Origin of the sequence: Nodosilinea sp. E11 (genome assembly GCF_032813545.1) — a bacterium.
Taxonomy (GTDB): domain Bacteria; phylum Cyanobacteriota; class Cyanobacteriia; order Phormidesmidales; family Phormidesmidaceae; genus Nodosilinea.
Window position 1 is genome coordinate 3,071,801 of the sequence record NZ_CP136520.1, and the last position, 26,241, is coordinate 3,098,041.

A 26,241-nucleotide genomic window follows, 5' to 3' on the forward strand; every position below is an offset into this window, starting at 1 on the left:
CAGGTTAAATCTAAGTCCATAAACTCTTCAAGGTCTATGGAACCTGCTGGTTTTGTTAATGTTATCCCCGGTAGGGGGATGTTAGCCTGTACAAGACACTCCTCCGAAGAGCAGGCATTATGGTTGCAACCCCCGACGTTATTCAAGCGTCTGCATCTCACTCCCACACTTCACCCGCTGGCGAAAGCCGGGTCGCGGTGCTGCTGATGGGCTACGGCGAAGTCGAAAGCTACGAAGACTTTGCCAACTACAACGAGCAAGCCCTCAATTTGCTGACCGCCAAGTTTGCTCCGGTGCCCACTTGGGTTTATCCCCCGCTGGCAAAGCTGCTAGCTGCCTTCGACCTGCACGAGTGGAGCCACCAGCACGGCAATTTTATTTCTCCCCACAATGCTATTTTTGAAGCCCAGCGGGCCGGTATTGAAGCCAACTTAAAAGAGCGCTGGGGCGATCGCATCAAGGTGTTTAAAGCCTTCAACTTCTGCAAGCCTTTTCTGCCCGACCAGGTGCTTGAGCAAGTCAAAGCCGAGGGCTACGACAAACTCCTCATCTATCCTCTGCTGGTAGTCGATTCGATCTTCACTAGCGGCATTGCGATCGAGCAGGTGAACCAGGCTCTAGTCAAGCTGTCTGATGGCACCGAGCACTGGGTCCAGGGCACCCGCTACATTCCGTCCTTCTTTGATGCGCCCGACTATATCGACTATTTGGCGTCGATGGTCGAAGACAAAATCAAAAACCACCTGGCCGTCGCTCACCTACCCTCCCAAACCGGCATCGTACTGATGAACCACGGTTGCCCCCACGAGGCCAAGGGCTTCACCTCCGGTATTGACGAAAGCCAAAAGCTCTACGACAAGGTGCGGGATAAGCTGATCCACAAATACCCGCTGATCTCGGTGGGCTGGCTCAACCATGACACCCCGCTGATCAAGTGGACCCAGCCCAACGCCGACTTGGCTGCCCGCAACCTGATCGACCTCGGGGCCACCGCCCTGGTGTTTATGCCCATCGGCTTTGCCACCGAAAACCACGAAACCCTGCTCGATGTCGAGCACATCATCGAAGGGCTGCGCCGCAAGCACCCCCACGTTACCTACGTGCAAATGCCCTGCGTTAACGACGACCCCGCCTTTTTGGCTATGGCCGCCACCTGGGCCGATAAGCACATCGCTGATCTGCTCGAAGAAGATGCCCTGGCGATCAATCCCTCTCTGGCGGCTTCCCAGGCGGCAGCGGTGCACAGCCACCACGGCCACACCCACGACCACCACCTGCCGGGGCACGATCATGGGCACAGCCATGACCACGGCCACCACCACTAGCCCGCTGAGTCTAGGGTCAGTCAAGGTCTATTAGCAGGTAGACCGATAGAAACGATTAAAGCGGGTGGGCTTAGGCCTGTCCGCTTTGATCGTCTGCTGGTCTGGTGGGTCGGCAACGCGATCGCAGGCCTTGTGGCCAAACCCGTGACAAGCCCAATCAAACCCGTTAGAATCAGCCGTTAATACAGGCGTTCTAAGCGACGGATGGGTTATGCCAGTGAGTACTAGCCAAATTAAAGCCCTGCTCGACCAAAAACGGGCGGCCTTTAGCGCCTTTAGTCGGGCTAAATTTGAGCTGCTGCACGCCTACCACCGAGCGTGGGCTGAGTTTGCGGCTCTGACCCATAGCCAACAACTCGCTCAGTTAGACCACCATTCTGGCCCGGTGGGGGCGCGTCCGTTAGAGGCGATCGCCGCCGACACAGAGGCAAACAAAGGCATTTTGCCCTTCTTTTTTGCCGAATCTGGCCCCGTGGGCGATCGCTGGACTAACCGCGAGCAGAGCGCCCAGTGGGTGCAGACAGTGCTCGAAGACATTACCACCTTTGCTGTAGACGGATCCCAAATTGCCCCTGGCAAAGATATCTCTATCCCGATTGCGCTGCTGCAAATTGGCTGGTTTGAAAACCCCCACAGCGCTACTCGTCCCTACCAAAAAGATGTGCGGGTTGATCTGATGACCCCCGCTGACCTGGGGCCAAACCCTGCCCAGCCGGTCGAACGGCGGGTCAATATCCGTCGCTTTCAAATGGAAGTGGCCCGCCTGGTGGAATATATCAACGCCTGTCAGGAGCCGGAGCGCACCCTGGTATTTTTTGACGGCGCGCTAGTAGTCACCTTTGCCGAAGCCTTTGACCAGGAGAGCCAGACTGCCTACGTGCAGTCGATGCTGTCGCTGCTAGAAGCTAGCGATCGCAAGCGAGTTCCCCTGGTGGGCTACGTCGATACGTCCTACGCCCACGACCTGACCGGCATGCTGCACCACGCCTACGGGCTTGAGGCCACTGAAGGAATTCACGATGCCCAACTCTTGGCCCGGCTGATGGACTGGGGGGATCGCACGGCTGTATTTCAGTGCGATCGCGGCGGTATTCTGGACCAGTACGACCGCTACGGCGACCAGATCGCCTTCACCTATCTCAAAACCACCCGCGATGGCTACCCCGTGCGCCTCGAAATGCCGCGCTGGATGTGGGAGAGCGGCCAGATTACCCAGTACCTCAACTGGGTGCGGGGCGAAGTGATTATCGGCGGCGGCTATCCCTACAGCATTGAAACCGCCGACCAAACCGCCGTTCTCCAGGGGCAAGACAAACACCTGTTTCTGCGGGTGCTGCAAGACTGGGCCGAGCGGGAGGAAATCAACCTGCGGCTGTCGCGCAAGATGGTCAGCAAGCAGCGCCGTCGCTAGGGGGGCGTTCACTCCCTGGTGGTTGTGGCCGGAGTTCGCAAGTCATGAGCGCCATAAAAGTTTGGTTATGGTTGAATCGGATCATGCCGCACTGATGCCACTTTAGGGGATTTTTTATGGCCGATACCGCACCGCAAACCCGCCAAGAAACCGACAGCATGGGGGCGATCGCCGTACCGAGCGATCGCTACTGGGGGGCTCAAACCCAGCGATCGATTCGCTACTTTTCCATTGGCCAAGACAAAATGCCCCTGGAGGTGGTGCATGCGATCGCCCTGACCAAAAAGGCCGCCGCCCTGACCAATGCCGATCTGGGCAAACTCGCTCCAGAGCAGGCCGAGTTAATTGCGAAGGCGGCAGATGAGGTGATTGCCGGCCAGCTCGACGATCACTTTCCCCTTCACGTTTGGATGACCGGCAGCGGCACCCAGTGCAACATGAACGTCAACGAGGTGATTGCCAACCGCGCTATTGAGATGGCCGGCGGTGCGATCGGCAGCAAAACCCCCATTCACCCCAACGACCACGTCAACATGTCCCAGTCGTCCAACGACGTGTTTCCTACGGCGATGCACATTGCCGCTGCTCAGGCGCTTACCCATACCCTGTGCCCCGCCGTTACCGCCCTCAGAGATGCTTTAGATCAAAAAGCCACAGCCTGGGCCGACATCGTTAAAATTGGCCGCACCCATATGCAAGATGCCGTGCCCCTCACCCTGGGGCAAGAATTTTCTGGCTATGTGGGCATGCTCGACGACAACCTCAAGCGCCTAGACGGTGCTCTGCCGGGGCTATACCAATTGGCCCTCGGCGGAACGGCCCTCGGCACCGGGCTCAATGCCGGGCCGGGGTTTGCTGAGGCTGCCGCCAAGCACATTGCTCGCCTGACCGGGCTACCCTTTGTGACTGCCCCTAACAAGTTCACTGTCATGGGTGCCCACGACGCCATGGTAATGGCCAGCGGCGTGCTCAAAACCCTGGCAGTATCGCTTTACAAAATTGCCAACGACATTCGCCTGCTGAGCTGTGGCCCGCGGGCGGGCTTTGCCGAACTCCACCTGCCAGAGAACGAACCAGGCTCCTCGATTATGCCAGGCAAGGTCAACCCTACCCAGTGCGAAGCTTTGGCCATGGTGGCGGTACAGGTGATGGGCTACGACGCAGCGGTGGCCTTTGCCGGAGCTAGCGGCTACCTAGAGATGAATGTCTACAAGCCGATGATCATCTTTAACCTGCTACAGTCGGCGCGCCTGATGGCCGATAGCTGCCACAACTTCTCTGAATTTTTGGTGGCTGACATGACCCCCAATCGCCAAAAAATCGACCAGTATGTGGAGCAGTCACTCATGCTAGTTACAGCCCTGAGTCCGGCGATCGGCTACGACAAAGCCTCCCAAATTGCCCACCACGCCTTTGAACATGACCTCACCCTCAAGGCAGCAGCTCTCGCCCTCGGGTACGTGTCTGAAGCGGCCTTTGACCAACTGATCGACCCCCACCGCATGACCCATCCCTAGGCGTTACCGCCTCTGGAGTGCCTGCCCCTATGGAATGTTAAGGACTATGTTGATTTACTCAGGTGGTCCAGGTTCGCGGCAGCCATTCCCGTATGATCGTCCTTAAAGTTTGTAAATTTTCCTAAGATTCTGGAGATTCAAACGTGTCTCTTCCGCTACTAAATTACTCCCCGTCCAGCCAAAACCAGCGTGTTGCCAGCTACGAAATCGGTGGCGACGAACAGCCCAGATTCTTTTCTACCGATGATCTGTACGACACCAGCGATATGGATTCGCTGATTGAGGCAGCCTATCGGCAGATGTTCTTCCACGCCTTCAAGTGCGATCGCCAGATCTTCCTGGAATCGCAGTTGCGCAACGGCCAAATCACCGTGCGTGACTTTATTCGTGGTTTGGCGCTGTCGCCCACGTTCTACAGCAGCTTCTACGAAAAGAACAGCAACTACAAGTTTGTTGAACACTGCGTGCAGAAGATCCTGGGCCGCGATGTCTATAGCGATCGCGAAAAAATCGCCTGGTCTATTGTGGTTGCCAACAAGGGCATCCAAGGCCTGGTCGATGAACTCCTCGACAGCGAAGAGTATCTCACCAGCTTTGGCTACAACACCGTGCCCTACCAAAAGCGCCGTGTGCTGCCCGGTCGCCCCGAAGGCGAGCGCCCCATTCACATCAAGAACCCCCGCTACGATGCCTACCACCGCAACCAACTGGGCTTCCCCCAGATTGTGTGGCAGTCTCAGGTCAAGCGGTACGTTCCTCAAGAGAAGAAGGTTACCGCTGGCAACCCTCAAATGTTCTTGAACATGGCCCGCAGCATCGGTGCTACTGGTGCCGCTCCCGCCCGCGTGTCTACCGGCGAAATCAACATCGCCACCGCTGTGCCCTACCGCAAAGTCACGGTTGACTAAGGCCTCAGTACCATTCGGTTAGGTTTCTAACACACCACAGGGGATGTAGGTCATGACCTACATCCCTTTTTGTTAGTTACCCCCCGGTTCAGAGGGGCGCAGGCCCTGCGCCCCTACGAGTGGCATTGGCATATCGGAGTTATGGGGCTCGGATTTGGTCTGACAGCCTTCAACGCCTGTCCTCATGAATAATTTGGGATAGGCAAAAAAAAATCCCCTGGCAATTGCCAGTGGGACTTTTCAGGGTGCATCTACCATTCACCTTTTCTGCCTAGACGAGCCTCCGTCCGGAAAAGTTGCTGGAGAATTTGGAAAATTAGTTGGGGCCATTGAGGTTGCGTAGCACCTCAGCCTGCTCCCGCAGGGAAATAGCCCAGTCCTCAGACCCGCTGGCCTCAAACAGATTGGCCGCCTGCTCAAAATCGGCAATCACCAACTCCCGCGCCTCTAGAGGGATATCTTCTGGCCCCTCAATCGCCTCTCCTCCTTCTAGGTAGACCTGCCCGAGAACAGCCTGGGCGCGACCCAGATAAGCCGACGGTTGGTCGGGGTCAAGGGCGATCGCCTCGGTGTAGGCCACAATGGCGTCTGGGTAGTCTTCGGCTAAGACCAGGGCCTCGGCTTCAGCCAAAGTGATTTCAAACTCGGTGGCGGTGCGGACAACCAAATCGTAGTCACCCCCCTGCCCCGAAAACGACCGAGCCACAACGGTGTAGGTTCCATCTGCGGGCAGCGTAATTGTGATTTTGGAGTTGAGCGTGCCGCCAAAATCATCATTGAACGCAATTTCTGTACCCTCGGCATCCCTTAGGGTCAACACCGGGTCAAAGTCAGTACTGTCGAGGGTAATGGTCATGGTCTGCCCAGCCGTGCCCTCAAAGGTGTAGGTCGACTCTGCTGGGTAGATAGTGCCTGCTTCTTCTAATATCGTGTCGGCTCGGGCGGGCAGGATGGTCGGCCCAGCCAGTAACCCCAGCAGGGTCACAGGCGCTACTATTCCTGCAGAAAACAGCCGTAAGAAACCCATGCAATCTCCCCCAGGGAAATAACGAACACACAAATCTTGCCATGCAGCCTAGCACAGCCTGGAGATAACGCTGGACAGTACCCCCAGCAAGCTATGGTTATACAAAAGCTAAATCACCGATTTTCTCTATGCCTCGCCCGCATCTACTCCTGCTGGGGCCAGCAATTACAGCCATTCTGGGGAGCACTGCTCTAGCGCTACCGCCGCCAGAGGATATTCCTGAAGAAATTTTGCGTACCCAGGTCATTACCGAGGCGCGATCGCCTTTGACGGGCGAATCTATCACCGCTGCTGACTACGCAGTGTTGCAAGATCGCCTGCGAGACCCCAACACCGAAACCGTCGTTGACCCCGATCTAGCTCACCTCATTTATCTGTTGCAGCTCAGGCGTGTGCTTAGACCTGTGGTGCCTTTCCTTAGATAGGGGCGCAAAGCAGCTAACCTCTGCAAAAATTTCCCTGTGGAAACCGCTAAGTTTTGTTACTCTATTCCGCAGATAGTAAATTCACACAAACCGTTTATATCCCCGGTGGACCTTTAATAATATGCCTGCAACCGTTGACGCTGAGCAGATTGACCGGATTGTCTGGAACCAACACCACGACCCCTTTGAGATTTTAGGGCCGCACATGGTGCAGCAGGCCGGCCGAACTGTTTGGGCTGTAAGAGCCTACCTACCCCAAGCTGACAAAGCCTGGGTAGTGCTGCCACAGGAGCACAAAGAAGTGGAGATGGAGCCCAACCACCACCCTCACTTCTTTGAGTGCGTGTTAGAGGTGCAAGACCTGGCCAACTACCAGCTTAAGTACGCCATTGCGGAGCACATCCACGTCATCTACGACCCCTACGCGTTTAAGACCCGCGCCATTACCGATTTTGATATTCATCTGTTTAGCGAGGGCAACCACCACCGCATCTACGAAAAACTCGGTGCTCACTACACCGAGGTGGAGGGGGTTACCGGGGTCTACTTTGCAGTGTGGGCACCCAATGCCCGCAACGTCTCTGTACTGGGAGATTTCAACTACTGGGATGGCCGCAAGCACCAGATGCGTCGCCTCTCTAACGGCATTTGGGATCTATTCATCCCCGGCCTAGATATAGGTGCCCACTACAAGTACGAAATCAAGAACTACGACGGCCATATCTACGAAAAGTCTGACCCCTACGGCTTTCAGCAAGAAACCCGACCCAAAACGGCTTCGATCGTCACCGATTTAGATAGCTACGCGTGGCAAGACGCCGACTGGATGGAGAAGCGTCGCCAAACTGAGCCCCTCACCCAGCCTGTCTCCATCTACGAGTTACACCTGGGTTCGTGGCTGCATGAATCGTCGGCTACCCCAGCCCTGCGTCCCGACGGCACTCCAGAGCCGGTGGTTACCGTGGCCGAACTCAAGCCCGGTGCCCGCTTCTTGACCTATCGGGAGTTAGCCGATCGGCTGATTCCCTACATCAAAGAACTAGGCTTTACCCACATCGAACTGCTGCCCGTGGCCGAGCACCCCTTCGATGGGTCCTGGGGCTATCAGGTCACCGGCTACTATGCCGTCACTTCCCGCTACGGCACTCCCGACGACTTCATGTACTTCGTTGATCAGTGCCACGCCAACGACATCGGCGTCATCGTGGACTGGGTGCCGGGCCACTTTCCTAAGGATGGCCACGGGCTGGCCTTCTTTGATGGCACCCACCTCTACGAGCACGCTGACCCCCGCAAAGGTGAGCACAAAGAGTGGGGCACACTGGTCTTTAACTATGGCCGCAATGAAGTGCGCAACTTCCTGGTGGCCAACGCTATCTTTTGGTTTGAAAAGTACCACATCGACGGAATTCGAGTGGATGCGGTGGCTTCAATGCTCTACCTCAACTACTTCCGTAAAGACGGTGAGTGGGTGGCTAACGAGTATGGTGGTTGCGAGCATATTGAGGCGGCAGACTTTTTGCGTCAGGTGAACCATGTGTTGTTCACCTACTTTCCTGGCGTGCTGTCGATCGCAGAAGAATCTACGGCTTGGCCCATGGTCTCTTGGCCCACCTACGTCGGTGGCCTAGGGTTCAACCTCAAGTGGAACATGGGCTGGATGCACGACATGTTGGACTACTTCAACATGGATCCGTGGTTCCGCCAGTTTCATCAAAACAACGTCACCTTCAGTATTTGGTACGCCTTCACTGAAAACTTCATGCTAGCGCTATCCCACGACGAGGTCGTGCATGGCAAGAGCAATATGCTGGGCAAAATGCCCGGTGACGAGTGGCAAAAGTTTGCTAACTTGCGCTGCCTCTACACCTACATGTTCATGCACCCCGGCAAGAAAACGCTGTTTATGAGCATGGAGTTTGGCCAGTGGAGCGAGTGGAACGTGTGGGGTGACCTGGAATGGCACCTGCTGCAACACCAGCCCCACGCCAATCTCAAGTACTTTATGGGCAAGCTCAACGAGTTCTATCGCAGTGAACCGGCCCTGTTTACCCAAGACTTTGACCAAGCCGGCTTTGAATGGATCGATTGCAGCGATAACCGCCACAGTGTGGTGGCGTTTATTCGCCGCGACAAGGACAGCGACGGCTTTGTGGTGGTCGTGTGCAACTTTACCCCCCAACCCCATAGCCATTACCGCGTCGGCGTGCCCGAGCCGGGCTACTACAGAGAGCTGTTTAACAGCGATGCCCGCGACTTTGGCGGCAGTAATATGGGCAACCTGGGCGGCAAGTGGTCCGAGGACTGGGCTTTCCACAACCGGCCTTTCTCGCTCGATCTGACGCTGCCGCCCCTAGGGGTCATCGTGCTGAAGCTGGCTCAAGACGAGGCTCAAAAGGCTCTAGCGGACCAGTAGGCTCAAAGCCCTTTCACTCGGGTAAGCACTGTTCGCCATTGCTCGTGAAGGCCAGCGGGTAGTCGGGCTGGAGCGGATATCCCTCTGGCCCGGCCCTAAAGCCGTAGCCCCTGACGATTTCGTAGGTTTGGAGGGGCTGACCAAAGCGGCGCACTTCAACGATCTCTGGCGGGTCTACCCGGTCAAACATGGCCCGGTGGGTGGGGCAAATGGGGTGCCAGGTTTCGCCCAAGAGCACGGCGTCGCGGCCCTCTAGGGCCGGGGCGTCATACCAAAAGTCAAACTGATCGAGGCGGCCTGAGATCGCCAGTACGTCGGGGCGGTTGAGGGTGTAGGCCAAGGCTGAGGCCGAGCGGTAGTCAGTGGTTAACAGTATCGGATCCGTTAGGGTGTCAGCCTGGGCTGTAACGGCTTGGGCGATCTGGGGCCAGCCAAATAGGGCGGCTCCGTCGGGGTCAACGGCCCCAAAGAAGCTGCCTAGGGGCACTAGGGTGTAGTAGGCCACTAGAGCAGCGGCGACTATGAGTCCTAGGGCTTGGGCGATCGCCAACTGAGCCGTCCGCACTGGCTTTTGTAGCTGAGGTCGATAAAACTGATCGCTCAGCAGGGGCAACAGCAGCGGGTAGGCCAGAATATTCCAGTAAAACAGGGCGACGGAGACGGTAGAGAGGGCGGTAAAAGCGGCGGTAGACAGAGCAAACACCCATAGCGCCAGGGCTGGGTAGCAGGAGGATCGCGCGATCGCACCCTGACCACCTTTACCTAGCCATCGGCCCACGCTCCAGGACTGGATAGGACCGAGCGTGAGGCCACACAGGGCCAAAAACACCACGGGTTGCAGCAGGTTGAGGCTAAACCCATCGCCGGAGGTGCGATCGCGGTAGAACCGAAACGAAAAAAAGTCGTTCTGCACATTCCAAATCAGAATGGGCGAGAGCACCAGCAATACCAACCCCAGAGCCAGGTAGAGGCGGCGATCGCGCAGCACCTGTCGCCTGCGTTGATGGCTCACCACCAGCGCTAAAAAGCCCAGCCCCACAAACACCGCATTGTACTTACACAGCCCTGCCAGGCCGAGACATAGGGCCGCGCCATAGAGATCCCAACTGCTGCCCTGGCCCCCCTCAACGCTGCCATCGACATAGCGCACAAACAAAAAGCTGCTGATGACTGCAAAGGTCACCAGCCAGTGATCGTGCCAGGCCAGCCCCAGATACCAGAAATATAGCGGCGACGCCACGGTTAACAGCACAGCTAGCCAGAAGCGATCGCGGGTTTGATCGCCATAGAGATAGCGGCAGATGTGGTAGAGGGTGAACCCCAAAATGCCGTTGCTCAGCAGGTTGGGCAGCCGCAGTACTACGGGCCATCGCCCCAACACCCGGCTAAACGCCCCCTGTACCCAGGCGTGAAAGGGCGGATGGTCGTAGTAGGAAAAGCCCAGCTTTTGGCCCCAGAGCCAGTAATAGGCTTCGTCGGGGTTGGGAAAAGCGGTGACCCAAAAGATCAGCCGCAGGGCCAAAAACCCCAGCAAAAACCAGCGTCCCCAGCGCCAAACCGGAGAGTCGAACAAGTCCCAGCGTTTACTCATCCGGCGATTCTAAGGCGCTGGTGTCAATGTCGTCTAGCTCAGGGATATCGCCAATCTCCAGATCGCTCTCGGGCTCAAAGGAAAGTGTTTCTGTCTGGCCCAAGGGCAGTACCACCGTCGGTAGCCCCGCCCCCCGCAGCCCCTGAAGGATGTGATCGGGGGTTTCTGGAAACACCACAAACAGAGGATGGCTCTTGTCGGTGCCGTCACTGAGCAGATGCTCGTGTTTTTGCGGCAGCAGCCACTCATAGCCGCGATCGCACAAAATTTGTGTGTGCCGCCAGCGCATCAGGAGGTCTGAAAAATCTTCCTGGGGGCGATGAATGTAGATCAAAATTTCGATCCCGGTTTTAATTTTCCATTCGGGATCGCACATCAGCAGCGCCACATCGCAGGGTAGGGTCATCACGGCCCCCGGGGCAATGCCTGGGCCCTGAGGGTTGAGGTGCACCGCATCGCGCACGCGAATGTTGGGCAACGGCAGCGTAATCACGCTCTCTTCGGGCCGCCGCATACTGGGCACTGCTTCTAGGTAGGGGCGATGATGTTTGAGCAGAGCTAAGGCCCCCTCATGGTCGGTACAGACCGAGAGCAGTGTTTCGTACTGAATGGGTTGGATCGCCATGCCGTCTACCGCGATTGCAGGTCAAGGTCAGTATTCCCTGCATTTTACCCAACCTGGTAAGGGCTCCTCCGGCCCTAGGCCCTGAGGCTGGTCCAAACCTCTGCGACTGATACCGAATCCTGGTTAGTTACCCCCGATTTGTAGGGGCGTAGCCTGCTACGCCCCTACCGGTTGGTCTTGACGCTGCACTCGTGGAGGTCTAACCTCTGCCCGAGCTAGATCTGGTGTCTAGGGGGCCACGGGTGACCCCGAGCTTGCTCTGCACGTTGAGAGTGCGCCAAAGCTGGTTGCCGCTAATGTCGCCAGCCAGCAGCTGCCGGTACTGGGCGATCGCCCGTTCGACCTGCTCTGGCGGTTCATTTAAAAACTCCAGGCGAAAGTGCCTGGCCCCCGCCTGCATTAGCCGCTGGGCGTACTCGGCTCCGGTTTGGGCCAGGCCATTAAACACCGTGTTGCGACAGCCCGCATCGGCCAGCAGAATGTGCTCGGTGCCCACGCGATCGCGGAGCTGCACCGACTGCCCCTCGCAGGGGCGGCCACAGTCGCGAAAGTCTTTGCCCTCAGACAAAAACGCGCAAAATACACAGTGCTCCATATGGAACATGGGCATGTGCTGGTGCAGGGTAATCTCAAACCAATGGGGCGGAGCCGAACGCAGCAGGTCCACTAGCTGATCGGCATTGAGGTCGTAGGACGCGGTCACCCGTTCTAGCCCGTAGTGGTTGAGCAGATAGTCAGCGGTGAGGGCATTGGCCACGTTGAGAGAAAAATCGCCGATACAGCGCTGGTCGGCAAAATAGGCCAGATGGTCATAGTTGCGCACCAGATAGCCGTCGGCCTGCGATCGCCTGACCTGGTCGAGAATGTAGTTCTCCAGCGGCTTGGTAATGCGCGGAGGTGCCACCCAAACCGTTTGGCCGGGGCCGATGCGGTTGGCCCGAAACCATTCCACGGCCTGTTTGTAGGTGGCTGGGTTTTCAAACTCGCAGTAGATGGTCTCGATGCCCGCTTGGGTCGCAGCGACGAGTTGGGCACGATTGCGAACCAGGGCCGTGAGGGTCGCTGGGGCGATCGGTAAAGCGGGTGATGGGTGAGGCAGAATCTGTTGTAGCGTTGCCTCAGCGGTCAACTGCCACAGGCGAGGACGCTCGCGCAGGGTCTCTAACTGCTCCACCAGCTCTCGTCGCAGCCGGTTCAACTCGCTGACGGGGATCATCACCGAGCCCTGGAGCTGATTGTTAAGGCCGTCTAGGTAGAACGGAGTGTTGCCCAGGCGACCAAACTGCTGCTCTAGGCGATCGCCCGTCAGCGGCTTGGAGTGAGCCTCAACTAAGGGCATCGCCGAGGTGACCTGGGCAATATGCCCCTGGCCGTCGCGGGCGATCGCCACCATCGCTTGCCCCACACCGCCGTGAATGTCTACCGTCATGGGCCGAGTGAACTGAGGCTGATCGCCCCTGTAAGTCTGCTGAATGGCCTTATCTAGCGCCGGGTCGCTGGTTTTCCACAGGCGATCGCCGCTGTGGATACGGCGTAGGTTGAGCGCATCACGACCAAACTCCAGCCGGGTCTCTTGGCCCAAGACATCGACCTGATAAATGCGCCCCCCCTGCTCGTGCTCGGCGGGATGGCCATTGTCAAAGACCACCCCATCCCCCGCTTTGAGGGGGGCTTGGGCGTTAAGAAAGACCGCATTTTCGCTCACGCGGGTGACCTCGCCCAGGTAAACACCGCGTTTTTTGCCAAAGCGAGCATGCACAAGCGCCTGGTTGTCGATGCCCTCGAACCAGCCCGTGTAGAGACCTCGGGAGAAGGCCATTTCGAGCTGGTAGCGCTCTGCGGCGGGTGGATGGGTGGATGGGTGGATGGGTGGATGGGTAGCTGATCCCAAAGCCCCCGAAGCCGACCGATCTGTCGCCAACCGATCTAGCGCCTGTCGATATACCTGCGTCACACTCGCCACGTACTCCGGTGCTTTCAGCCGCCCTTCGATTTTGAGACAGCTAACGCCGGTTTGCACCAGCTCAGGCAGCACCGCAAGCCCAGAGAGATCTTGGGGGCTGAGCAGATAGGCGCGATCGCCCAAATCGACCCGTTCCCCATCAACGATCAGATCGTAGGGCATGCGGCAGGCCTGGGCGCACTCGCCCCGATTGGCCGATCGCCCCCCCAGGGCTTCGCTAGTCAGGCACTGGCCTGAGTAGGCGACGCACAGTGCTCCGTGCACAAACACCTCTAGCGGCAGGGTAAGGTTGCGATCGCCCATCTGATCCCGAATTTTGGCGATATCTTGCAGTGAGCACTCCCGCGCCAGCACTACAAGCTGACAGCCTAGGTCCTTGGCAAACTCAACTCCAGCGGTGCTAGTCACCGTCATCTGGGTCGAACCATGAATGGGAAAATCAGGCGATAGGTGGCGAATCAGCCGACAAATGCCAATATCCTGCACAATCGCCGCATCTACCCCAGCCGTAATCATCGTTTTGAGATACTGCTCTGCTTCGCTCAGCTCTGAAGGAAACACCAGCGTATTGAGGGTGATATAGCCCTTCACGCCCCGACCGTGGAGAAAGGCCATGAGAGCAGGCAAATCGGCCTCGGTAAAGTTTTCGGCCCGCATGCGGGCATTGAAGCGATCGAGGCCAAAGTAAATGGCATCGGCCCCGTTTTCGACAGCGGCTTTGGCACAGTCCCAGTTGCCTGCTGGGGCCAGCAGCTCAGGCAGGGCAGGGCGGTCAGAACTGGGGTCAGAACAAAGAGCGGGGTTGATGGCAGGCATGGGCTTCGGCTCACAAAATTTCGCCCTAGCGGCTAGGGATGACCAAGGGCACAACCTGTGCCCGCAAGTGCCAGCTATGGCTGCAAAGGCCAGACATTGCTGGTGTGATGGCGACAGATGGCCCAGGTAGATGGCACAGCTGTGCTTAAAAATGGCCTAGAGCCATTGTAAGCAGCGCAATAAATAATTTGGTGATGATCCCTCTGGTTCCTACAATGGGTAATTAACTATTGATTAGAACCCCCTGGAGGAATTCATGAGTCGTCCCGTAATCCTCGGTATTGTGGGCGATAGCGCCGCAGGCAAAACGACCCTGACACGGGGCATCGCTCAGATTTTAGGCGAAGACCAGGTTACCACCATCTGCACGGACGACTACCACCGCTACGATCGCCAACAGCGCAAGGAGATGGGCATTTCGGCCCTACACCCCGACTGCAACTACATCGATATTATTCAGCAGCACCTAGGTCTGCTGCGCACTGGGCAACCCATCCTCAAGCCCATTTACAACCACACCAGCGGCGAGTTTGACGCCCCCGAATATATCGAACCCAAACGCTTTGTGATTGTCGAAGGTCTGCTGGGCTACTCAACCCGCGCCTGCCGCGACGCCTACGATGTCAAGGTCTATCTAGCCCCCCCCGAAGACCTGCGGGCCAACTGGAAGATCAAGCGCGATACCCGCAAGCGCGGCTACACCCCCGAAGAAGTGATCAAGCAAATCGAAGCGCGAGAAGAAGACTCCGAAGCCTTCATTCGTCCTCAGCGTCAGTGGGCCGATGTAGTGGTCAGTTTCTACCCACCCGAAAATGAAAAAAGCGAAGACGAACTGCTGCTCAACGTGCGACTGGTGATGCGGCCCACTATTCCCCACCCCGACTTTACCCACCTGCTCGAAGATAAAAACGGGGGATCTTTGAGTGATGCGGTGCGTATGGGGCTCGATCGCGACATGGGTAAGCCCGTAGACCTGCTCGAAATCGATTGCCACGCCACCGAAAAGCCAGTGCAAGAGCTAGAGCGCACCCTGTGCAACGAAATTCCCTACCTGGGCCAGTTCTGTAGCATTCAGGGCAATACCGATATTGGCAAGGTGGTCGGCACCACGGGCGAAACGCTGCAAAGCTATCCCCTGGCGCTGACTCAGCTACTGATTACCTATCACATGCTGAAGGCTGCCAATATCTACCAGTAGAGACGCAGGGCCTGTCCCCCAGGGTTCGGGCTGAGTTAGGGTGTAACACTTTTTAGCCAAAGGCTGGCATTACCCGGGTTGAAGTGGTTAAATCGGCTGGCTGGCGTAGTTGTTTTGCCCTTGAGATAGTGACCATAGTGCTCACGGTCAAGGGCTCAGCTCCCAATTACACAATCAGGTACCGCCTGTGACCCCATTGCGATCCCCGTTTGTGTCTACCCTGTTCCGACAACCCCTGGCTATGCCCCGGGGGCAGAAACGTGCATTTTGGTGGCGGTGGCTGGGCGTGGTGATGGCGCTGGCGCTAGCCAGTTGGTTGGGGTTAGCGACCCTATCCCAGGCTCAATCAGCGCCGCCTACCCTGGTGGCCGAATCCATTCAAGACCTGCAAAATAAGCAAAAGACCCTCGAAGAGCAGCGCAACCAGCTTCAGCAGCAGCAAAACGAGCTGCAAAACCGCCAGGCCGACTCAGAATCGACCCTGCAAAATCTCGAGCAAAATATTGTTTACACCGCCAACCAAATTGCCGACACCGAGTTTCGCCTTGAGCAAGCCGAGAAAGAGCTGAAAGACTATGAAGCTCAGCTAGCTAAAGCCGAGGCCGACTACGAAGACGTGCGCACTGGTACCGTAGCCCGGCTGCAATATTTGCAGCGTCAGCAGGGCAGCGAAGGTTGGGCGGTGCTGCTGCAAAGCCGAAATTTTAATGAGTTTCTCGATCGCCAGTACCAGCTCAAACGGGTCTACGCTGCCGATCGCCAGGTTCTAAGCGATATCAAAGCCCAGGCCGATGCCATTCAGCAGAAAAAGGCAGCCGTAGAAGACAAGCGCAACCAGGTGGCCCTGCTGCGCCAGCAGTTGCTCTCCCAAAAGCAGCAGTACGAGGCTGAAGCCAGCGAAGAAAAGCAGCTAATCGCGCGCCTGAAAGACCGCCGTGGGGCGTTAGAGGCCGCCGAGGCTCAGCTCGCCCGCGACTCTGAGCAAATCGCCGGGTTAATTCGCCAAAAAATCGCCGCTAGCACCGGCGTGATTCGCGGCACAGGGCGGTTTGTCTTCCCTGCCAATGGCGGCATCTCCAGCGGCTTTGGCAACCGCCGCCACCCAATTTTGGGCTACAGCCGGTTCCACGCGGGCGTCGACTTTGCGGCTAGCCAGGGTACCCCAATCTATGCCGCCGACTCAGGCCGCGTCATCTTCTCGGGTTGGTATGGCGGCTATGGTCAAACGGTGATCATCGATCACGGCGATGGTATCAGCACACTCTACGCCCACGCCAGCCGCCTGTTGGTTAGCGAGGGGCAAGCGGTGCAGCAGGGGCAAACCGTCGCTGCTGTGGGCTCCACCGGGCTCTCTACCGGCCCTCACCTTCACTTTGAGGTGCGCCAGAATGGCAACCCGGTGAACCCGATGGGGTATTTGTAGGCAAGTAGGTGAGTAGGCGGGTGGGTGAGTAGGCAGGTTTTGGCGCAGGTGAGAAAGTCGCACCTAGCTCTAACTCGCCCACATTACTCGCCTACCCATCCACCCGCCTACCCATCCACACCTATCCCAGACTCTTCTTCACGTGTTGCATGATCTTCGCCTTGCGGGGGTCTTCGCTCTTGGCGGGAGTGACGCCCTTGAAGTTGATTTTGCTGGTAAGGGCAAGGTGTTGCTTGATCTGGTCTTTGCTGGCCATGGACGTAACGCTCCATAAATTATTCTGTCTACGAATAATTTAGTGCATGTGCCCAGGGTTACTGCAAGCTCCTAGGATCAATGGCTGTATAGCAATGCAAGGGGTGTTTGTTCCCTGCCTCTTGCTGGCACCTACCGGGAGACGCCTGTGTTTAACCTTCGCACTGTTTTATTTGCCTTTGTTTTGCTGGCGCTGCTGCTGCTGGCCGGGCGTTACTTCAAGCAGCGCTTTCGATGGTGCCAGAGGCTTTACCTGCCCGCCTCGATTTTGGCGGGGGCGCTGGCGCTGCTGCTGGGGCCAGAGGTGCTAGGCAGCATTGCCACCGCCATTGCCGGGCCAGAGTCGCTGTTGGCGGGCGGCTTGTTTACTGAAGATATCCGTGGCGTCTGGTCGCAGTCTCCGGGGGTGTTTATCAATATTGTGTTTGCGGCCCTGTTTTTGGGCGAAACGATTCCGGCCCCGCGCCAGATCTGGCGCACGGCGGCTCCCCAGGTAGTCTTTGGCCAAACCCTGGCCTGGGGCCAGTACGTCGTAGGCATCTTGGCTACCCTGCTGATTTTGGGGCCGGTGTTTGACGTCAACCCCATTGCCGCTGCCCTGATCGAGATTGGCTTTGAGGGCGGCCACGGCACCGCCGGGGGTATGGCTGACACCCTCAACGAGCTGGGCTTTACCGATGGGGCCGATCTGGCCGTAGGTCTGGCCACCGTGGGCATTGTGTCAGGCATTGTAATTGGCACCGCCCTGGCCGACTGGGGCCGACGCAAGGGCCATATCGATACTGTTAATCGCCGAGTGATTGAGCCTGAGGAGATTCCTGATCTCAATGTGGTTGCCGAGACCCCAGAGATTCGCCAGCAGCGGGCGCGCCTGCTGCGGAACCTGTTGGTTGACCCGCTGTCGATCAACTTTGCCATTGTCGGTATGGCGATCGCCATTGGCTGGCTCATTCTCGAAGCCCTCCGGTGGGTCGAGGCTGCAACCTGGGGTGGCGACGGCGGTTTTGCGGTGTTTCAGTTTGTGCCCCTGTTTCCGCTGGCGCTGATTGGTGGCATCATTACCCAGTCCATTCTCAATCGGCTGGGGATAGGGGCGCTGGTGATTCGCCCCATGGTGCAGAACATTGCCGGGGTTGCGTTAGATGTGGTGGTGATCTCGGCGATCGCCTCTATTTCTTTGCGAGTGATCGGCGGCAATCTGGGGGTCTTTCTGATTCTCAGCGTGGTTGGCATCGCCTGGAACGTGCTGTGCTTTCTGCTGTGGGCACCGCGCATTTTTCCCAGCTTTTGGTTCGAGAAGGGCATTGGTGACCTGGGGCAGTCGATGGGGGTGACGGCCACCGGCATCTTGCTGCTGCGCATGGTTGATCCTGACAACAGCACGGGTGCCTTTGAGGGGTTTGCCTACAAGCAGTTGTTTTTTGAGCCTATTGTGGGAGGTGGCTTGTTTACCGCTGCCGCTCCCGCCCTGATTGGCCGTCTGGGTTTGCTGCCTGTGCTGGCTATTACCGGTGGCCTGCTGATTTTCTGGCTTGCCGTCGGCTACGTGCTGATTCAGCAAGAACGTCGTCGCCCCTCTGCCAGCGGCGTGTAAGGGCTGCCCTGTCTCGGGTAGCGGCGATCGCTGCTACCCGAGACAGGGCGATTGCTAAGCGTTTTAGAGTGACCAATCACAGGGTGATAACCGTGAATTCATCGATTAAATTGTGCGCAAGAAATTTTCATATAAGTTTTCTTAATGAAAAGCGGGCATATTTTATAGCCTTTACAGTGCGTAATGCCAGTGCCAGAGGGTAGAATTTAGCTTGTTTTAGCTTTGGACGGCATCATGCATCATGGCAGACTCTGGGACTTCTCCGATTAACGAAAATTTTGATTCATTACCCCGCGAGGTTAGAGTTGACAGCCTCCGCAATGTTCTAGAAACCCTGCAAATTGCCGACGAAATTGCCAAGCAGGGTTACCTGATCACCAGTTCTGAGCTGGCCGATTTAATGGATGTTAACGCCAGTGCTGTGACCAGCAGGGGCGAGTTTTGGGCCTGGCGCAACTGGTCAGTGTCGCGGGTGCGGCGAGAGGGCAACCAAATTCTCTGGCAGATTGAACGCATCGACTAAAAAGTCTGAACGTTTCAATGCCCGCACGTTGAAACGTTCAAACCTGCTAAAAGCTTGAATTTAATCGCCCCTCCCGCAGCACGGGCAGCGCCGGGCAAGGGGTGGCTCCCTGTACCGTCTCAGGTTTGCTCCAGGTAAACGGTGCCTGCTGGGATGCAGACATCCACAGCAGACGCTTGGCGCGGGTCATGGCGACGTAGAGCAGACGATATTCTTCAGCCGCTTTAAGATGCTTGGCCTGCTCCCAGGCCGTAACAATGTCAGGAATTTCGCCTCGACCTAAGCCAGCGTGGGCATGGGCGCGAATTTGGGCACGGGCCACCTCGGCCAGGGTAAAATCGCCGAGAAATTCTCCCTGGGGGGGCACCCACAGCGTACCAGGGATGGTTTTGTCGTGGAGAAACGGCAGAAACACCACGTCCCAGTCGAGCCCCTTGGCCTTGTGCATGGTGATCAAGGTGAGCTGGCCGGGGCGGGTATAGAGGTCATCGGTATCCTCGGTGTCGACGGCGGTGAAGCGCTCAGACCCAACAATGTCTTGGAGGACGGCGATCGCAGCGGCCAGCGTGTCGTCATTGCGGATCTGCTGACTGACGCGGGCAGCCAGTTTATCGGCGGTAGCCAGCTCGCTTTGGTTGTAGCCCAGGGTGAGGCCAATGAACGAGAACAGGCTGTAGGGGGGCAGCTCTAGGCGGGCTCTCAGCAGCCCTGTGCAGTATCGTCGCGCTGTCCGCGCTACTTCGCTATCGAGCGGTGCATCTAGAGGGCCGGGGTAGAGAAACTGCTCTGGCGCTTTGGCCAGGGTATTGAGGTCTTGGGTGGGCACCCGCTGGCGATCGACCAGCACTCGCAACGCTGCCTTGAGGGTGTCGGGCGAGTGGGGGCGCTCAATAAATTTGAGTAGGGTGAGCATCTCGGTGGGCACCTGGGTTTGGCGATCTTGCTCACCCACGTCGTAAACCGCTAGCCCCAGCGCGGCCAAATCTACCCCTACCTGGTCTGGATTTCGCAGCAGATCGCCGACAAACTTGCCCTGACGCCCCTCCCGCACCAAAATGGCAAAGCTGAGGTCAGGGTTTTCGGTGTAAAGATCGCTCACCCGCTGGGCGATCAGCCTCACCGAATCTACCGTAGTCGGCGGCGACAAAATTTCGACTCCGGCTCCGAGGGGGGCTGGGTTGGCCAGGGGTTGAGGGTCGTCGGGGGGCACGGGGGCGATCGCCTGGTTGCGAAAAGGGGTTTCTGGCCCCGCCACTTGGGCTTGGTTGACCCAGGCCAGCAGGCGGTTGGCGGCGGTCATAATTGCCCCGGTGCTGCGCCCCGCTTGATCCATCGTTACCAGGCGACCTAGCTGACGGCAGCGATCGCAGAACTGGTTAAAGAACACCGGATCCGCCGGGGTAAAGGTAGAGTTGATCGCCTGGTTGGGGTCGCCCACCCGCACCAGGTTAGGCTCCCCGGTTGGATCGTCGGGGTTGGCCGCTAGCAGCGTCAGCAGCCGTGTTTGCAAGGGGGAAGAGTCTTGGGCCTCGTCTTCAAACACCGCAAAGGTGCGCTCCTGCCAGAAACGGCGGCTGTCGGAGTCTTCCAGTGTCCGCAGGGCACCGAGGATCATGTCGTCGTAGTCGATCCAGCCCCTTTGTGAAAGCAGGGCTTGGTAGCGATCGTACAGTCCGGCGGCAATGGTCAGCAGGTCGTAGTCTTCGACCTCCCCCGGCAAAGCGTGGTTTACCGACTGGGCTAAATCGAGCAAATCAGCGGGCATCAGCCCTGAGCTTTTGGCTTCGCGAATGACGGTGTGGGCCAGGCTGGGCAAAACTTCGGTACGCAGCACCGACTGCCGCCTCAGCTGCTCGGTTTCTTCGCCGTCAAACTGCCGCCCCTCAATCAGTCGGTGGTAGAGGTCGGGGTTGGCGACAATCCACTGCTCTACGCAGGTGCGCAAGATCCGGTTGTTCTGCGCCGGAGACACCAGCGTCAGGGTGTCTAGATTCAGGTTCGACAGTTCGGGGTTGCGGGTGGCGATGGTGAGGGCCAGCCCGTGCAGGGTGGAGACGGTAAAGCTAGTCTGGGGCAGGCCCAGGGCTTTGAGGTGGCCGCGCACTTTGGCTTTGAGGTTGGCCGCCGCCGATCGCGTGAAGGTGACGAGCACTAGCTGGCGGTTGAGGTGTAGCTGGTGGCGGGCGATCGCGATCGCCGCCGCCGCCGCCATGCCTGTAGACTTGCCGGAGCCGGGCACCGCCGACACCGCTAGCTGCCCCCCGGCCCAGTCGGCCAGCTCTTGCTGCCCTCGCCGCAGCCCCGCGCGAATGGCCTGTAGCGCCGCCTCTCGATCTACGGGTGCTGCTGTCACCATAGGGTTTACCAAGCTGTGGGCTGAAAGGTTGAGTTGTTGGCAATCATCACTGTGTCGCCAGTTTGCTTAATTACAAACAGTCCCCGCTGATAGGCGAAGCGGTCGACCCCTTCGTCGATCTCAATGCCTGCCACAGCACCGTAAATGTCATAGGTGGCATAGTGGGGAAATGACTGCTTAAACCGTTTCAGACACCCTAAAAAGTACTCTACGTCCTGGCGAGACAGCCGCGATTTGACTTCCACAGCAACGGCAACATCACCATTCACCGCGAAAATATCAATTTCCATCTCAGCGCCAGGCCGTTGCGATCGCATGCGGCGGCTGACCTCTTGCACATCGATCCCCCGTTCCTGAAATAGTCTCAGTACAGCAGGTTCTACTAAGTTCTCAACAAACTGCCCCCAGCGGGTCGTGAGTCCATCTACCGCGCGGGTAGTGTTGTCAACCAACCGCTTGAGTTCTGCCAAAGACTGTCCAGCTTCCGCAGCTCGGCGGTCGGCCTCGGCTTTAGCTTCTGCAGCACGGCGATCAGCTTCTGCGAAGCGGCGATCGGCCTCGGCTTGGGAGGTTTGGAATAGGGCGTAAATATCGTTAAGGGTGATTGGCTCTGCCATTATCTGCATCCTGTCGCTGCGCGCGTACTTCTATTATGCGGCAGTTGTCGGTTGGGTTAGTGCGATCGCCGCCGCCGCCGCCATGCCTGTAGACTTGCCGGAGCCAGGTACCGCCGACACCGCTAGCTGCCCCCCGGCCCAGTCGGCCAATTCTTGCTGCCCCCGCCGCAGCCCCGCGCGAATCTTAGCTAAGACCGCGTCTCGATTAATCAATGTTGCTGTTGTCATGGATGAAGTCTAAATCCTTGATGCCAGGCTAACGGGAGCGATCTTCTATTAGCGAACATAAGGCTACTCAAAGTGCGATAGTGGTAGATCTAACGGTTGCAGTCAGTGGTTACAATAAAATCGAATTAAGCACCAAAGTCTTTCGTCAATCCGCTGCACTGCAATTGCTAAATGCTAAAGATTATTGTTTCCTGAAAAGGGAAGGGTATGATTTTGTGAAACCAAATCCTGCACCTCTCCTAAACTTTGCTTCCCTCTCTTGAAGCTCAATAGTCTGAGCACCTATTTCTTTAACTTGTTGTAGAAACCAAACACCTCCCGCAACTAAAATTAATTCTGCACTGCCCATGCCATTACCTATCTGAGTGATTTCACCTACAAATTTTGGGGCAGCAGCAGTTGAAACAACACCAATTTCGCAAATCAACTTTAAACGAACTTTTTTCCATTCAGACTCGAGTTCTTCAGCCTCTGCTCTATAGCTTTTGACCTGCTGTGTCGCTTCATTCATGAAATCATCATCATTTCTTGTGTTTAGTGCAATTTCTCGAAGCGATTCAAACAGTTTCTCTTTAGCTGTGAAAGTTTTACCCCATACCTTGCTTCGGAGCTTTAATATTTCCTTTATACTCAGGCTTTCAAGAGCATCAGTATCGACAAAATCCTCATGAATCACATTTTGAATGCGATTAAGTCGAACCCAAAAACTGTCGCTAGGCTCAACATTTTGCCTGATAATAGAAGAGCTGTTTTGAAGTAGGAGATTGGTGATTTTTTGATAGCCTTCACTAGGCAAGACAGGTACTATATTTTTTTCATGGCAGTAGCCAATATATTTGACTACAGAACCCAGTCTTGCGTAGCTAATACGAGAGATTGCTTGACGTAATTCTGCATCTTCGTGATATTTATCAGTGAGAGGCAACTCTTGTATGTCATTTATTTTGCCCTCTCCACATCCCTGAAGGGCAAGAGCTAGTACATCTTCTTTGTTAGTCAACGATGATAAGTATCGATCATGCAATACGGCATCAAGCAAAGCCTGATCTGAAGCCATTGACCTATAAATCCAGAAAACTGCTTGAGGATTAAGTGGATAATCTTCAATACCCACAGTGCCGAAAAGAATACTTCCCGGCGAGATCTCCTTGTAGGTTGAAATAATTTCAACTACTCCCTGATCAATGGCATCCTTAAGGGTGCTAGCTAATTCATCAAAGTCGTTGTCATACCTCGCAGTTTTTCCCATGGGCTGAACGGGTCCCATATCCCACGTCATTACTGGGGGTAATCCCATCGCAATCCCAAAGGTTCTTGAAGGTATTACATCTCTATCAGTAGGAGTTACCAGTAAAATCTTGTTGTAAGAAAGCAGTGCTCTCTTAATATCTATAGCTGATGGAACATATTCTGTTGGAACTATGAGTGTATCAGGAATCACTTGACTGGAGACCTCATGGCTCTTGTGGCTCTAACCTACTGTATCTAACTATATATTAAGTGTCAGATCTGCTTGATAGGACTCTACATTTTCTGCATTATCTAGCGGTTTTACAGGATGAAACCCGAATTTAAGGAATTAAACAGAGTATTTGCTGGATAAGCCCGAGTTTTCGGTGTTTTATCCGGTAGATCTGATAGTTGATTCTAAAGATTGGGTTGCTTATCCGTCAAAAGTGCTGGATAACACTTTTTATATCGGGGTTAGCCAACATCTACCTATGTCACCATCTCAACCGCCGCGTTTGCTTGACCAGGTTCGAGAGTCCATTCGACTCAAACATGTTCTACACCCATGTGCTTAATCGAGGGGGCAGAGGTGTCAAGAGTCCGTTAGATATCGGCTAGGCAATACGGTTGAACCCCCCGGCAAGTTCTTGTAGGGTAATGTTTGCGGGGAATGATTCTAGGCGGGGAAGAGAGAGGTTGCCGCCTCTCCAATCCCCTAATCATCCCAACTTAGGTTAGGTAAGCTGCGATGACTGGGTTCATTCTAGATCCGGTCTCTCAACTCACCACAAAGAGGGATCTGGATAGTTCCCCGTTTTCTTTACCGAAAACGGAGTTACCCGTATGTTTCAAGAGTTCGACCCTGGGGATGCCCTCCCCACCTCCTTTACCCTACCCACCTACCGCCAAGAGACTCTGCGCCACATTCTGCTCGGCGACTACGCCGCGCTGATAGAAGCCATTAACCATATGGCCTCGCTAGGCTACTGCGACAAAGTTGCCTGGTCAAACCCCATACCCACCGGGCGCAGCGGCGAATACCTCAGCATCATGACCCGCCGCCGAGGGGTGACCACGAGCTAACCAATGCAAACGCCCCAGCGGGTTTTCAGCTGGGGCGTTTCGTTTATTTCAATAGGCTCAATATGTAGCGCTGGCTATCCACCCATCCACTCCCCCTACCGCCTTACCCGCTCCCGCAGACGGGCGGCCAGCTGCTTTGCCTCCGGTATCGGCAGCAAAAATGCCCCCACTGTAAACACCAGCAGCCCCACCCCTCCAGGGATCACCAGTTGCAGCGCCAGCACCCCCAAGCCCTCGGTGCCCAGCCAGATTTCGAGCCCTTGCAGGGTGCCCCAGGCGGCGGTGCCCGAGACAAAGCTTAAGAGGGTCAGGAGTGCGATCGCCCCTGCCCATTCCCCCAGCGGCAGCCCCCGCAGCTTGCGGTGCAAAATCGCCGTCAGCGCCAGGGTCGAAAACACATTTACCCCCACCGTGGCCAACACCAGACCCGGTGCCCCCAGCCAGCGAATGAAGAAAAAGTCGAGCACCCCATTCAGCACAATGTTAATCAGGCTAATGCGAAAGGGGGTTTGGCCGTCGCCTATGGCATAAAACACCCGCACCAGCACGTCGCGGGCCAGGTACACAAACATGCCAATGCCGTAGACCATCAGCAACGACGTCACCAGGTTTGAGGCGTCTTGGTCGAACGCTCCGCGCTCGTAGATCACTCGCACAATCGGCAGCGCCAGCACCACAAACAGCGCTCCCAGCGGCAGCATCGTTAGCGCCGTAAACAGCAGGCTCTGGCGAATGCGAGTCTTTAGCTCTGGCCAGTTTTCGGGTGCGGCCAGCCGGGCAAACATCGGCAAAAACGGCACCAAAATCACGTTCGAAATAATGCCCAAGGGCGTCTGCACCAGCAAATTTGCGTAGCTCAGCGCCGCTGCCGTGCCTGGTATAAACGAGGCAAAGAACAGGTCGGTAAACAGGTTGATTTGCAGCATCCCCGACGACAGCGTGGCGGGCACCAGCACCCGCATCACCTCACGCACCCCCGGAATCGACCAGTCAAACCGCAGGCGTGGTCGCCCCAGCCCCGACTTCCACAGGGCTGGAATTTGGGCCAGCCACTGCAACACCGCGCCGCCCAGGGTGCTGGCGGCCAGCACCGCGCCGCCCAGCAGGTAAAACTCTGGATTGGTGATGTCGCCGCCGATCGCACCGTAGAGCAGCCCCAGCCCCACCAGCACCGCCCCGCTAGAGAATATTGGGCTGATCGAGGGCAGCCAAAACTGGCTATCGGCATTCAGCGCCCCAAAGCCAATGCCAATCAGCCCCGCCAGCAGCGCCATCGGCGACATAATCCGCAGTTGCAGCACGGCGATGTCTCGGGCCACTGTGTCGGTCAGCGACAAACCGGGGGCAATGGTATCGATAATTGGCCCCGCCAGCACCACCAGCAGCAGCGACACCCCGATCAAAATCAGCCCCACCAGGGTGTTGACCGCCTCGATCAGTTTGGCGGTGTCTTTGCGGTCTTGCCGCGCTACCACACTGACTATCGCACTGTGAAACGGCCCGTTGATGCCCCCCAGCAAAATCAGCAAAAAGCCAGGAATAATATAGGCAAAGCTGTAGGCGTCGGCCACTGGCCCCACCGCAAAGGCCGCCCCGATCGCCTGCTGGCGAAACAGCCCCACAAACTTACTAATGATCGTAGCGACGGCCACAATGCCCGCAATGTTGGCGAGAGAACGAGAAGGTTTTGCGTCTGACACAGGGCCTCGG

Annotated in this window: 21 protein-coding genes; 11 read left to right on the top strand and 10 right to left on the bottom strand. The window is 56.8% G+C overall.

Features of this window, described 5'->3' with window-relative positions; all coding sequences use genetic code 11:
• The first annotated feature begins 119 nt into the window (after nucleotides 1-119).
• The 4 genes from RRF56_RS15750 to RRF56_RS15765 all read left to right on the top strand — a co-directional run bounded on the left by RRF56_RS15750 (nucleotide 120) and on the right by RRF56_RS15765 (nucleotide 5,161).
• Nucleotides 120-1,325: a ferrochelatase gene (locus RRF56_RS15750; RefSeq protein WP_317034122.1), complete on the top strand. Its 1,206-nt coding sequence runs from the start codon at nucleotides 120-122 to the stop codon at nucleotides 1,323-1,325.
• Nucleotides 1,326-1,536: 211 nt separating this feature from the next.
• Complete coding sequence (locus tag RRF56_RS15755) at nucleotides 1,537-2,736, top strand: DNA double-strand break repair nuclease NurA (protein ID WP_317034123.1); 1,200 nt, start codon at nucleotides 1,537-1,539, stop codon at nucleotides 2,734-2,736.
• A 116-nt stretch (nucleotides 2,737-2,852) separates the two neighbouring features.
• Complete coding sequence (gene fumC / locus RRF56_RS15760; RefSeq protein WP_317034124.1) at nucleotides 2,853-4,253, top strand: class II fumarate hydratase; 1,401 nt, start codon at nucleotides 2,853-2,855, stop codon at nucleotides 4,251-4,253.
• Nucleotides 4,254-4,396: 143 nt separating this feature from the next.
• Nucleotides 4,397-5,161 carry a phycobilisome rod-core linker polypeptide gene (locus RRF56_RS15765; protein ID WP_317034125.1) on the top strand — a complete coding sequence of 255 codons (765 nt, stop codon included), beginning with the start codon at nucleotides 4,397-4,399 and terminating at the stop codon, nucleotides 5,159-5,161.
• A gap of 316 nt (nucleotides 5,162-5,477) precedes the next feature.
• Here the strand turns inward: RRF56_RS15765 and RRF56_RS15770 are convergent, their stop codons facing one another.
• Nucleotides 5,478-6,188 (bottom strand): pre-peptidase C-terminal domain-containing protein, encoded by a 711-nt coding sequence (locus tag RRF56_RS15770; RefSeq protein WP_317034126.1) that lies wholly within the window; start codon nucleotides 6,186-6,188, stop codon nucleotides 5,478-5,480.
• A 128-nt stretch (nucleotides 6,189-6,316) separates the two neighbouring features.
• Here RRF56_RS15770 and RRF56_RS15775 point away from each other — a divergent pair, with 128 nt between their 5' ends.
• Together RRF56_RS15775 and glgB are read left to right on the top strand one after the other, a co-directional pair.
• Nucleotides 6,317-6,613 carry a hypothetical protein gene (locus tag RRF56_RS15775; RefSeq protein WP_317034127.1) on the top strand — a complete coding sequence of 99 codons (297 nt, stop codon included), beginning with the start codon at nucleotides 6,317-6,319 and terminating at the stop codon, nucleotides 6,611-6,613.
• A gap of 121 nt (nucleotides 6,614-6,734) precedes the next feature.
• Nucleotides 6,735-9,029 (top strand): 1,4-alpha-glucan branching enzyme, encoded by a 2,295-nt coding sequence (gene glgB, locus RRF56_RS15780; RefSeq protein WP_317034128.1) that lies wholly within the window; start codon nucleotides 6,735-6,737, stop codon nucleotides 9,027-9,029.
• A 13-nt stretch (nucleotides 9,030-9,042) separates the two neighbouring features.
• On the opposite strand, the gene RRF56_RS15785 is transcribed toward glgB, so the two are convergent.
• The 3 genes from RRF56_RS15785 to RRF56_RS15795 form a co-directional block, all read right to left on the bottom strand.
• A complete protein-coding gene (locus tag RRF56_RS15785) occupies nucleotides 9,043-10,620 on the bottom strand; it encodes an ArnT family glycosyltransferase (protein WP_317034129.1) in 1,578 nt (525 codons plus the stop codon).
• On the bottom strand, nucleotides 10,613-11,245 hold the full coding sequence (locus tag RRF56_RS15790) for a hypothetical protein (protein ID WP_317034130.1): 633 nt from the start codon (nucleotides 11,243-11,245) through the stop codon (nucleotides 10,613-10,615). Before RRF56_RS15790 ends, RRF56_RS15785 begins: the two co-directional genes overlap by 8 nt.
• A 199-nt stretch (nucleotides 11,246-11,444) precedes the next feature.
• Nucleotides 11,445-14,024: a U32 family peptidase gene (locus RRF56_RS15795; protein ID WP_317034131.1), complete on the bottom strand. Its 2,580-nt coding sequence runs from the start codon at nucleotides 14,022-14,024 to the stop codon at nucleotides 11,445-11,447.
• A gap of 256 nt (nucleotides 14,025-14,280) precedes the next feature.
• Between RRF56_RS15795 and RRF56_RS15800 the strand changes: the two genes are divergently transcribed.
• Both RRF56_RS15800 and RRF56_RS15805 read left to right on the top strand, forming a co-directional pair.
• A complete protein-coding gene (locus RRF56_RS15800) occupies nucleotides 14,281-15,222 on the top strand; it encodes a phosphoribulokinase (RefSeq protein ID WP_317034132.1) in 942 nt (313 codons plus the stop codon).
• 211 nt (nucleotides 15,223-15,433) lie between these two features.
• Complete coding sequence (locus tag RRF56_RS15805) at nucleotides 15,434-16,645, top strand: murein hydrolase activator EnvC family protein (protein ID WP_317034133.1); 1,212 nt, start codon at nucleotides 15,434-15,436, stop codon at nucleotides 16,643-16,645.
• 121 nt (nucleotides 16,646-16,766) lie between these two features.
• On the opposite strand, the gene RRF56_RS15810 is transcribed toward RRF56_RS15805, so the two are convergent.
• Nucleotides 16,767-16,901 (bottom strand): hypothetical protein, encoded by a 135-nt coding sequence (locus RRF56_RS15810; RefSeq protein WP_317034134.1) that lies wholly within the window; start codon nucleotides 16,899-16,901, stop codon nucleotides 16,767-16,769.
• Nucleotides 16,902-17,048: 147 nt separating this feature from the next.
• On the opposite strand from RRF56_RS15810, the gene RRF56_RS15815 reads away from it, so the two are divergent.
• Nucleotides 17,049-18,494, top strand: a complete 1,446-nt coding sequence (locus RRF56_RS15815; RefSeq protein ID WP_317034135.1) for a sodium/glutamate symporter — start codon at nucleotides 17,049-17,051, stop codon at nucleotides 18,492-18,494.
• Between the two features lie 241 nt (nucleotides 18,495-18,735).
• Nucleotides 18,736-19,017 (top strand): hypothetical protein, encoded by a 282-nt coding sequence (locus RRF56_RS15820; protein ID WP_317034136.1) that lies wholly within the window; start codon nucleotides 18,736-18,738, stop codon nucleotides 19,015-19,017.
• A gap of 46 nt (nucleotides 19,018-19,063) precedes the next feature.
• Here the strand turns inward: RRF56_RS15820 and RRF56_RS15825 are convergent, their stop codons facing one another.
• The 4 genes from RRF56_RS15825 to RRF56_RS15840 all read right to left on the bottom strand — a co-directional run bounded on the left by RRF56_RS15825 (nucleotide 19,064) and on the right by RRF56_RS15840 (nucleotide 23,659).
• Nucleotides 19,064-21,373, bottom strand: coding sequence for an ATP-dependent helicase (locus RRF56_RS15825; RefSeq protein ID WP_317034137.1), 2,310 nt, complete (start codon nucleotides 21,371-21,373; stop codon nucleotides 19,064-19,066).
• A 5-nt stretch (nucleotides 21,374-21,378) separates the two neighbouring features.
• Nucleotides 21,379-21,990 carry a hypothetical protein gene (locus tag RRF56_RS15830; RefSeq protein ID WP_317034138.1) on the bottom strand — a complete coding sequence of 204 codons (612 nt, stop codon included), beginning with the start codon at nucleotides 21,988-21,990 and terminating at the stop codon, nucleotides 21,379-21,381.
• 33 nt (nucleotides 21,991-22,023) lie between these two features.
• Nucleotides 22,024-22,218 (bottom strand): hypothetical protein, encoded by a 195-nt coding sequence (locus RRF56_RS15835; RefSeq protein WP_317034139.1) that lies wholly within the window; start codon nucleotides 22,216-22,218, stop codon nucleotides 22,024-22,026.
• Nucleotides 22,219-22,399: 181 nt separating this feature from the next.
• Nucleotides 22,400-23,659: a hypothetical protein gene (locus RRF56_RS15840; RefSeq protein ID WP_317034140.1), complete on the bottom strand. Its 1,260-nt coding sequence runs from the start codon at nucleotides 23,657-23,659 to the stop codon at nucleotides 22,400-22,402.
• Nucleotides 23,660-24,291: 632 nt separating this feature from the next.
• Between RRF56_RS15840 and RRF56_RS15845 the strand changes: the two genes are divergently transcribed.
• Nucleotides 24,292-24,531 carry a hypothetical protein gene (locus RRF56_RS15845; RefSeq protein WP_317034141.1) on the top strand — a complete coding sequence of 80 codons (240 nt, stop codon included), beginning with the start codon at nucleotides 24,292-24,294 and terminating at the stop codon, nucleotides 24,529-24,531.
• A 95-nt stretch (nucleotides 24,532-24,626) separates the two neighbouring features.
• Here RRF56_RS15845 and murJ read toward each other — a convergent pair whose 3' ends face one another.
• Nucleotides 24,627-26,231 (bottom strand): murein biosynthesis integral membrane protein MurJ, encoded by a 1,605-nt coding sequence (gene murJ, locus RRF56_RS15850; RefSeq protein WP_317034142.1) that lies wholly within the window; start codon nucleotides 26,229-26,231, stop codon nucleotides 24,627-24,629.
• Nucleotides 26,232-26,241: the final 10 nt, after the last annotated feature.

Bases quoted from the DNA above. Each gene is read 5' to 3' on its own strand.
- RRF56_RS15750 (WP_317034122.1), top strand. From the start codon at position 120: ATGGTTGCAACCCCCGACGTTATTCAAGCGTCTGCATCTCACTCCCAC.
- RRF56_RS15755 (WP_317034123.1), top strand. From the start codon at position 1,537: ATGCCAGTGAGTACTAGCCAAATTAAAGCCCTGCTCGACCAAAAACGG.
- fumC (WP_317034124.1), top strand. From the start codon at position 2,853: ATGGCCGATACCGCACCGCAAACCCGCCAAGAAACCGACAGCATGGGG.
- RRF56_RS15770 (WP_317034126.1), bottom strand. From the start codon at position 6,188: ATGGGTTTCTTACGGCTGTTTTCTGCAGGAATAGTAGCGCCTGTGACC.
- RRF56_RS15775 (WP_317034127.1), top strand. From the start codon at position 6,317: ATGCCTCGCCCGCATCTACTCCTGCTGGGGCCAGCAATTACAGCCATT.
- glgB (WP_317034128.1), top strand. From the start codon at position 6,735: ATGCCTGCAACCGTTGACGCTGAGCAGATTGACCGGATTGTCTGGAAC.
- RRF56_RS15785 (WP_317034129.1), bottom strand. From the start codon at position 10,620: ATGAGTAAACGCTGGGACTTGTTCGACTCTCCGGTTTGGCGCTGGGGA.
- RRF56_RS15790 (WP_317034130.1), bottom strand. From the start codon at position 11,245: ATGGCGATCCAACCCATTCAGTACGAAACACTGCTCTCGGTCTGTACC.
- RRF56_RS15795 (WP_317034131.1), bottom strand. From the start codon at position 14,024: ATGCCTGCCATCAACCCCGCTCTTTGTTCTGACCCCAGTTCTGACCGC.
- RRF56_RS15800 (WP_317034132.1), top strand. From the start codon at position 14,281: ATGAGTCGTCCCGTAATCCTCGGTATTGTGGGCGATAGCGCCGCAGGC.
- RRF56_RS15810 (WP_317034134.1), bottom strand. From the start codon at position 16,901: ATGGCCAGCAAAGACCAGATCAAGCAACACCTTGCCCTTACCAGCAAA.
- RRF56_RS15820 (WP_317034136.1), top strand. From the start codon at position 18,736: ATGGCAGACTCTGGGACTTCTCCGATTAACGAAAATTTTGATTCATTA.
- RRF56_RS15825 (WP_317034137.1), bottom strand. From the start codon at position 21,373: ATGGTGACAGCAGCACCCGTAGATCGAGAGGCGGCGCTACAGGCCATT.
- RRF56_RS15830 (WP_317034138.1), bottom strand. From the start codon at position 21,990: ATGGCAGAGCCAATCACCCTTAACGATATTTACGCCCTATTCCAAACC.
- RRF56_RS15835 (WP_317034139.1), bottom strand. From the start codon at position 22,218: ATGACAACAGCAACATTGATTAATCGAGACGCGGTCTTAGCTAAGATT.
- RRF56_RS15845 (WP_317034141.1), top strand. From the start codon at position 24,292: ATGTTTCAAGAGTTCGACCCTGGGGATGCCCTCCCCACCTCCTTTACC.